This is a genomic window from Fructobacillus ficulneus, assembly GCF_001047075.2.
GTDB lineage: Bacteria > Bacillota > Bacilli > Lactobacillales > Lactobacillaceae > Fructobacillus > Fructobacillus ficulneus.
In genome coordinates, this window is the sequence record NZ_DF968000.1 from 218,818 (window position 1) to 226,528 (window position 7,711).

Genomic DNA, 7,711 nt, shown 5'->3' on the forward strand with positions numbered 1-7,711 from the left:
GTGGCGCCCAACGACAAGCCAACCTCCATGCGCTGTATGAAAAGGCCGGCGCCTTCCAGGACAATGGTCAGTCGGGGCTCTACGCCTTTATCCGCTATATCGAAGAGATTCAAAAGAACGGCCAGGAGGTCGGCGAAGTTGTCCAAGACTCAGCCGAAGAAACGGTCGCTTTGATGACTATCCACGCTTCCAAGGGCTTGGAATTTCCAATTGTCATCTTGCCGGAATTAGAGAAAAAATTAAATACCATGGACTTGACCGGTAAGGTCCTAATCCAAAAGGATGCCGGCGTCGGGATTGAATTTGTCGAAGGCCACGCCAAGGTCAAGATGCCCACAATGGCCAAGTATGCCGTCAAGGAAGCCTTGCAAGGCCAAAGTTGGTCGGAAGAAATGCGCCTGTTGTACGTTGCTTTAACCCGGGCCAAGCAACAACTCTACCTAGTGGCAACGGTGCCTAACCAGGAAAAGGCAACTGCCAGCCTTCGAGGACTCTACGAAGAGGCTAGTTCCTTCTCTGGTCAGTTCTTACCTAAGGACTTGCGGCTTCGGTCGAAGTCTTACTTGGATTGGATCATGATTACCATGGCCCGATTGCAGGTGCCAGCCCTAACCGACTGGCTCGGCAAGGTCGATACTGTTCGCCTACCATCCAAACAAACACCGACCAATGGGGCCATCGAACTAATCGTTCATCCGGAAGAAGAAATTTTGCAGTCGGCAGGGGGTAAAATACCAGCCACGGAAAATGACCAAGCTAAGGATGAACCGCAAGCCGCAGACCCTAATCCAACTGAAACTGTTGAGGCCGACCAAGGTCGTCTCGACCTCGATACCTTGGTGAGAAGCCTATCCTTTACCTACCATAATGAAGCGGCAACCCGGACGGCGGCCTACCAGTCGGTTTCTGAAATCAAGCACCTCTTTGAGGACCCCGACCAAAGTCAGCTGGTAACGCTGAACCTGGATGAACAGGGACGGGCAGTTCCCGGTCGGCCTCAAATAACAGCCACGCCTGAAATTAACAGCCAAGAGGATGATCGCCTCATGGCTAACATGCCAGCCGACGATGATGCTGAGAGCCTCTTCGAAAACATGCCTGCAGAAGACCCAGAAAATCAGGGGGACTTTGGCCTTGACCAAGGGCAATTTGATCAATCGGAGGGCCAGGCTAGTCACCTCGACCAGACCGACCAAATTAACCAAGGCCAACAAACACCCAGTCAAGCTAACCAAGTACTCGACTCTCAAGCCCACGTCCTAACAACCAACGACCTGCCAATGCCTGCCTTTGAAGAGGATGGGACGGCTAAGCCAGCACCAACGGCGGTGGGAACGGCGACTCATTTGGTCTTGCAGCTGGTTGATTTTACCCAGTTACAGACCTTGGAAAGCTTGCAGGACTTGCTTCAAAGCCTAGTTAACCAGGAAAAGGTCCTAGAACCGGTTGCGACCTTGGTTGATTTGGACCAGGTCTTGGCCTTCTTAAACTCAGACTTTGCTCAAGACATTGCCCGTCATAATCAGACCCTCCACCGTGAATCGCCCTTTGCCATGTTGGCGCCTGCCAACCAGGTTTACCCGGCGGTGACGGATAATGAGCCAATCCTGATTCACGGAATCATTGATGGTTACTACCTCGACGAGCAAAAACACGAAATTACGCTCTTTGATTACAAGACTGACTATGTTCCAAAGAAGGTTGGCCCAGACCAAAAAGACCGCCTTGCAAAAATCAAAGACCAGTACACTGGCCAGGTCCGCCTTTATCAACAGGCCCTCCGGCAGGAATACCCAGATTACCGGGTGAAAGACGGGGTTTTGATTTTACTAGCGGGGGATGTCCAGGTCACAATCAATCAGGCCAAACTTTAAAGATAGACTGAACCAGCGTATAATGGCCACAATAACTTAGTTTAGTTGCCAAACAGCTGAACACTAACTCGAACTAATGATTGAGAGATTCCAATGAAGAATTTTTTTGATATTTTACAGTATTTGAAGACCTATGACGTCTTTATCCACCTTGGCAAGCGTCTTTGGGACATTGAGATGGCGGCGATTGAAGTCGATAACCTCCACAAAGCGAAGGTGATTTCTGACAGCGATTACCAGACAATGAAGGTCATTTTGGCTAAAGAACACGCCGAAGAAGCCAAATTAACAAACGACAACTCGGGTAAAGGGCTCTTAGCTCGGTAATATTCTGGTAATTGAAGAGCGTTTCATTTTGTTGTAGGTGGTCCAAAAGCCGGCTGGTTCTTGGCCTACGACATTGTTTAGAAAATAACTTAAATTAGTTTTTGTAAACGCTTGCATAAAGTGATAAAACTTTGTTAAAATAACTAAGTAATCTAAGACACAGGAGGATGGTTTTGTAACAGAACGTTATGAAACTAAAGCGAATCATGGCAAAAGATAAACTAATTGGAGTTGACCTTGGTGGTACTACTATCAAGTTTGCGATTTTGACCGATGAAGGTGAAGTGCAACAAAAGTGGTCAATTCAAACGAATGTTTTGGAAGATGGTTCCCACATCGTTCCTGATATCATTGAATCAATTAACCACCACTTGGACCTCTACCAACTTGATCGCTCACGCGTGATTGGAATTGGAATGGGTACTCCTGGAACAGTTGATCGCGAAGCCGGTACTGTTAAGGGTGCTTACAACTTGAACTGGGCTGAAGAACAAGCAGTTAAGGATCCAATCCAAGCCGGAACTGGTTTTACTTTGACCATTGATAACGATGCTAACGTCGCTGCCTTGGGTGAAGCTTGGAAGGGTGCCGGAAATAATGACGCCGATGTTTCCTTCATCACTTTGGGAACTGGTGTTGGTGGTGGTTTGGTTGCCAACCATGAATTGATTCATGGGGTTGCCGGTGCCGGTGGTGAAGTTGGCCACATCATCGTTGAACCAAATGGTTACTTGTGTACTTGTGGTAACCATGGCTGCTTGGAACAATATGCTTCAGCCACAGGGGTTGTTCATTTGGCCCAAGACTTCGCCGAACAATACGTTGGCGAATCACGGTTGAAGAAGATGATTGACAACGGCGACGAAGTCACATCAAAGATTGTCTTCGACTTGGCCAAGGAAGGCGACTACTTGGCAAACGAAACAGTTGATAAGTTGGCCTTCTACTTAGGTTATGCCGCTGCTTCAATTTCAAACATCTTGAACCCATCAGCCGTTGTTATCGGTGGTGGTGTGGCTGCGGCCGGTGAATTCTTGCGCGAACGCGTGGAGAAGAACTGGACAAAGTTTGCCTTCCCAACTGTTCGGACTTCAACAACTGTTAAGTTGGCCGAATTGGGAAACGATGCCGGTGTTATCGGTGCCGGATCATTGGCTTTGAAAGCATAAATCATTATTTATTTAAATTAAAAAACAGCCTACGGGCTGTTTTTTTGTGCCATTTATTAAGGCTGAAACTACGGAACCATGCTGATTAGGTGGTCTTGGAATTTTAAGAAAATTCGTGATAAAATATAAATAAGATATGAAGAAAGTAAGGTTATGTCCTTCACTTTCCAACCACCGCCGGCCAGCGGTGGTTTTTTATTTTGTTGATGATTCCATGCTGGTTAGGTAGTCTTGAAATTTTAAGAAAATTCGTGATAAAATATTGGTAGGAAGTTTGTAAGTAAGGACATGTCCTCTACTTTCCAACCACCGCCGGCCAGCGGTGGTTTTTTGTTTGCAAAAGAAAAGCCCCGACTGGCCGGTCGAGGCACTTGCGACTATTTCTTGCGATTTAGCCACTTATGCAACTTAGCTAATGCGAGGTCAGTTAATACTGGCGCTAACACGGCTTGAAGCAGCTGCACTAAGAAGTCGATAAGATACAATTTCATGTCCTCCTTTCCCGGTGCCTAACTACGACACCATGCCAATGGGTAAATTGGGAAAACAAAGGAGGAATTTTCTAATTATTTTTACCTGAATTTTATCATGGCAGCCGTTTAAAATTTATTCCCATTCGGCATAAGTATGAATACTATTTTATTGATTAATAACATCATGAACTATAAAAATTAGCTACTTGATTTTTGATAAATAGCCTGAGAGATTTTTTTGTGAATGAATCCGTGCGATTAATTTCTTTGTCATAAATTGGCTTGCGATACGTCAAATGATTTGAGGTGTCATAACATGACGCCTTGAAAGGGGGAAACAATGCCCTTCAAAGTATTTGTCATGCAGCTATTGTTAGCGATATTGGGTCCGGTTTTATCGGATATGATATTAGTTTGGCTGCAAAAGTGGCGAGACCGTGAAAAGTAGCGCTGCATGTGCCTCGACTGGTCGGTCGAGGTTTTTTGATAAAAAAAGCCCCTCGCTGGTCGACGAGGGGAAGAAAAGAGGAAAACTCTTCTTTGTATTTGTAAACACATTTTACCATAAAAATTATGCAGAATTTATTCCTAATCGTCATAAAAATGCTCCAGCAAGCACGACTTAGTTAAGCTTTTTAAACTGCAAAATCCAGCTTTAAATACTTGTTTACCTGACCTAACTTTGATTAGCATCGGTCCAGTCAAAAACTTATGGTAAAATAGGAAGTGATCTTGGCAAGCAAATTGCCAACGTTTCAAGGAGGACCGTTACGTGGAGTGGGAAAGTTTTTTTGCACCATACACTCAGGCCGTCGCAGAGTTGAAAGTGAAGCTGGCTTATCTCAGCACACAATACCAAGAGGCTGGCCAAGTTACGCCAGTCGAATATGTGACCGGCCGAGTGAAGTCACAAGCATCAATTGAAGAAAAAATTGTTCGTCGGCACTTGCATGAAGACCGGTTGGCCTTGGACCTCCAAGACATCGCCGGTTTACGAATCATGACTAAGTATATCGATGACATTTATGCGGTCGTGGAGCTATTGCGGAAGCGGACCGATTTTACGATTTTAGAAGAACGGGACTATGTAATGAACGCCAAGCCTTCGGGTTACCGGTCATACCACATGGTCATCGAGTACCCGGTTCAACGGATTGATGGGGAACACAAGGTTTTGGCGGAAATTCAAATTCGGACACTGGCCATGAATTTTTGGGCCACAATCGAACACGATTTGCGCTATAAGCACGGCGAGATTGCACCAGCAATGGCAGAACAATTGACCGAAATTTCGGAACAAACTTTTTCTTTGGAACAAGAGGTTTCAGAGATTAAGTCCCAAGATTAACTAGCAAGGCCTGGGATTAATTTGCCCGGCCTTTTTCTTGACAGGTCGAAGTGGAATATTAGAAAGGAAGACTATGAAAGTCGCCCTATACAATAATGACCAGGCCCAGTCGCTGAAAATTGTGGCCGACCTGCGTGACAAATTAACCCAGGCGGGTTTTGTCTTGGACCAGGACCAACCGGACCTCGTGGTTTCGGTCGGTGGTGATGGGACTCTCTTGGGAGCCTTTCACGAATATATTGGTCGACAGGCCGACATCCGTTTCGTCGGTCTTCATACCGGCCACCTTGGTTTCTACACCGATTGGCTTGGTAGTGAAGTCGACGAACTGGTTGATAGTTTGATTCATGACCAGGGACAGCGGGTTTCTTATCCATTGCTCAAGATGACAACCATCGCCCGTGATGGTCACCAGGAAGAATACTTGGCCCTCAATGAAGCAACGGTTAAGCAACCAATTGGAACACTTGAGGCTGAAATTTGTCTGAGTGGTCGCCGGTTCGAAGGCTTCCGGGGTGATGGTGTGGCGATTGCGACACCGACCGGATCGACAGCCTATAATAAGGCCAACGGTGGGGCGGTCTTGCACCCGTCATTGAAGGCCATTCAGATGTCTGAAATTGCCTCGATTAACAACCGGGTCTTTCGAACTTTGGGTTCACCCTTGATTGTGCCGGCTGGTCAGAAGATTACGGTCCGGCCCAAACGGAATTCGTTCCTGTTGACCTGTGACCAGCTGGAAATTTTGGCCGAAGATGTTGTGGCCGTTGATTTTGAGGTAGCGGAAATGGAAGTTCATTTTGCTTCCTTCCGTCACCTAGATTTCTGGAGCCGGGTCCAACAAGCCTTTATCGCCGATTGCGATGACCAAGCTTGGAAATAAAGGACTATGACCAGACTATGAAGTTAGTGGCCATTGCGGTTTTACTATGAAGCAGGTGGATATTGCAGTCTCACTGTCAAACTAGGAGCCATTGCGGCCGGCTAGCATTGTTTTCATTTTTGTAGATATTGAATTTAAATAAAAGGAGCCAGCTAAGATAACGGCTGGCATTGAAGTATTAGTATGAAATTTTCTTGGACTTACCAGGGGGACGAAGACCGTAAGGTGCGTTCCTTCCTGCAGGGACACGGTGTCTCACATCGGATGTTCTCACAAATGAAGCACAACGGCGGGGCCATCATGGTCAACGACAAGCAGGTGTATACCTCCGACTATGTTAAGGATGGGGACGTTGTTTCCATCATCATGCCGGTCGAAGAGGGCAATGACCTTGTTGTGCCTGACTTTACCCCACTCGATGTGATTTATGAAGACGACCATTTTTTGGCTGTTGATAAGCCCTTTGGGGTGACGACCGTTCCTGGTCATGCCGATCGTCTCCATACCCTGGTTAACCAGGTGAAGGGGCACTTGATTGACGAAGGGGCCGAAGACTTGGTACCGCACGTGGTCACTCGGTTAGACCGCGATACTTCTGGTATCGTTTTGTTGGCCAAGCACCGCTTTGCCCATGCCGTCTTGGACCAACAGCTCCAAGATCACTCGGTCGAAAAGTTCTACTCAGCCTACGTTTCTGGTCACTTGCCAGAAGACCACGGTATGATTGACGAACCAATTGGCCGCTTGCCTGGTGATTTCATCAAGCGGACCGTCACGCCCGATGGAAAGGCTTCTCGGACGGAGTACTGGGTTGAACACCGATACATGAACGATGCCAACCAACCAATGACCCGGGTTAAGGTTCAGCTTCACACTGGGCGGACCCACCAAATTCGGGTCCACTTTGCCCATATCGGCTTCCCGCTTGTTGGGGATGACCTGTATGGTGGACCACTCTGGTACGGTTTGAACCGGCAAGCCCTCCATGCTTATCAAATGAAATTCTACGATCCATTTGTGGAAGACTACCGTCACTTGCAAACGGACCTACCAGCTGACTTGCAGGCTTTGAAGAATATCGAAGGCTAATTAGTCGAAGCTTTGAAAAATAGGCGGGCAAGCCCTGGCCTGTCTCCAGTACTAAAACTGGTGGGATAGTCGAACACGAATGACCGGTCAAGCAGGCTTAGTTGACACTCTTTAACTATTATTCGGACAACAATAACTCTTATTACTGACGAACATCGACTCGAAAGGACATTTCCATGGAACTAGATCATGATCAACGGATTGAAGCAGCAGTTCATTCTTTAACGGACCTCATCGAAAACGGCCAAGATGACGAATTCATGACCGAATTCACGGCTCTCCATGATTTTGAAATGGGCCGGGTTTATGCCGCCTTTCAGGAACATATTCGCGAAGTTGCTTGGCGGATTATGGATGATGAAACCCTGGCGACTATCTTTGATAACCTGGACATCGACTCGGAAGAGATTGTTGATTTGCTCCAGGAATTGCCACCACAACGGGGGGCGGACGTCTTGGTTCAGATGTTTGCGGATAACGAGGCAGACTTGTTCCAAGCCATGCCGGCTCGTTTAGTGGCGACTTACTTGGCCTTGATGCCGGCGGCG

At 47.1% G+C, this 7,711-nt stretch carries 7 protein-coding genes; all 7 read left to right on the top strand.

Annotation, left to right across the window (positions count from 1 at the left end; genetic code table 11):
• The coding region (locus tag AOQ29_RS03285) for a 3'-5' exonuclease (protein ID WP_179948355.1) at nt 1–1,874 on the top strand (1,874 nt) is incomplete at its 5' end.
• Nucleotides 1,875–1,967: 93 nt separating this feature from the next.
• Nucleotides 1,968–2,201: a YqgQ family protein gene (locus tag AOQ29_RS03290; protein WP_061993118.1), complete on the top strand. Its 234-nt coding sequence runs from the start codon at nt 1,968–1,970 to the stop codon at nt 2,199–2,201.
• Nucleotides 2,202–2,407: 206 nt separating this feature from the next.
• Complete coding sequence (locus AOQ29_RS03295; protein WP_061993122.1) at nt 2,408–3,370, top strand: ROK family glucokinase; 963 nt, start codon at nt 2,408–2,410, stop codon at nt 3,368–3,370.
• Nucleotides 3,371–4,615: 1,245 nt separating this feature from the next.
• Complete coding sequence (locus tag AOQ29_RS03300; protein WP_061993119.1) at nt 4,616–5,191, top strand: GTP pyrophosphokinase; 576 nt, start codon at nt 4,616–4,618, stop codon at nt 5,189–5,191.
• Between the two features lie 73 nt (nt 5,192–5,264).
• Entirely contained in the window at nt 5,265–6,074 is an 810-nt protein-coding gene (locus tag AOQ29_RS03305) for an NAD kinase (RefSeq protein WP_061993120.1), read from the top strand.
• A 183-nt stretch (nt 6,075–6,257) separates the two neighbouring features.
• Nucleotides 6,258–7,163 (top strand): RluA family pseudouridine synthase, encoded by a 906-nt coding sequence (locus tag AOQ29_RS03310; protein WP_061993121.1) that lies wholly within the window; start codon nt 6,258–6,260, stop codon nt 7,161–7,163.
• A gap of 176 nt (nt 7,164–7,339) precedes the next feature.
• On the top strand, nt 7,340–7,711 hold a 372-nt coding region (locus tag AOQ29_RS03315; protein ID WP_407645474.1), incomplete at its 3' end, for a magnesium transporter MgtE N-terminal domain-containing protein.

Excerpts from the sequence above, each read along its gene's own strand:
- AOQ29_RS03290 (WP_061993118.1), top strand. The coding sequence starts at position 1,968 with ATGAAGAATTTTTTTGATATTTTACAGTATTTGAAGACCTATGACGTC.
- AOQ29_RS03295 (WP_061993122.1), top strand. The coding sequence starts at position 2,408 with ATGGCAAAAGATAAACTAATTGGAGTTGACCTTGGTGGTACTACTATC.
- AOQ29_RS03305 (WP_061993120.1), top strand. The coding sequence starts at position 5,265 with ATGAAAGTCGCCCTATACAATAATGACCAGGCCCAGTCGCTGAAAATT.
- AOQ29_RS03310 (WP_061993121.1), top strand. The coding sequence starts at position 6,258 with ATGAAATTTTCTTGGACTTACCAGGGGGACGAAGACCGTAAGGTGCGT.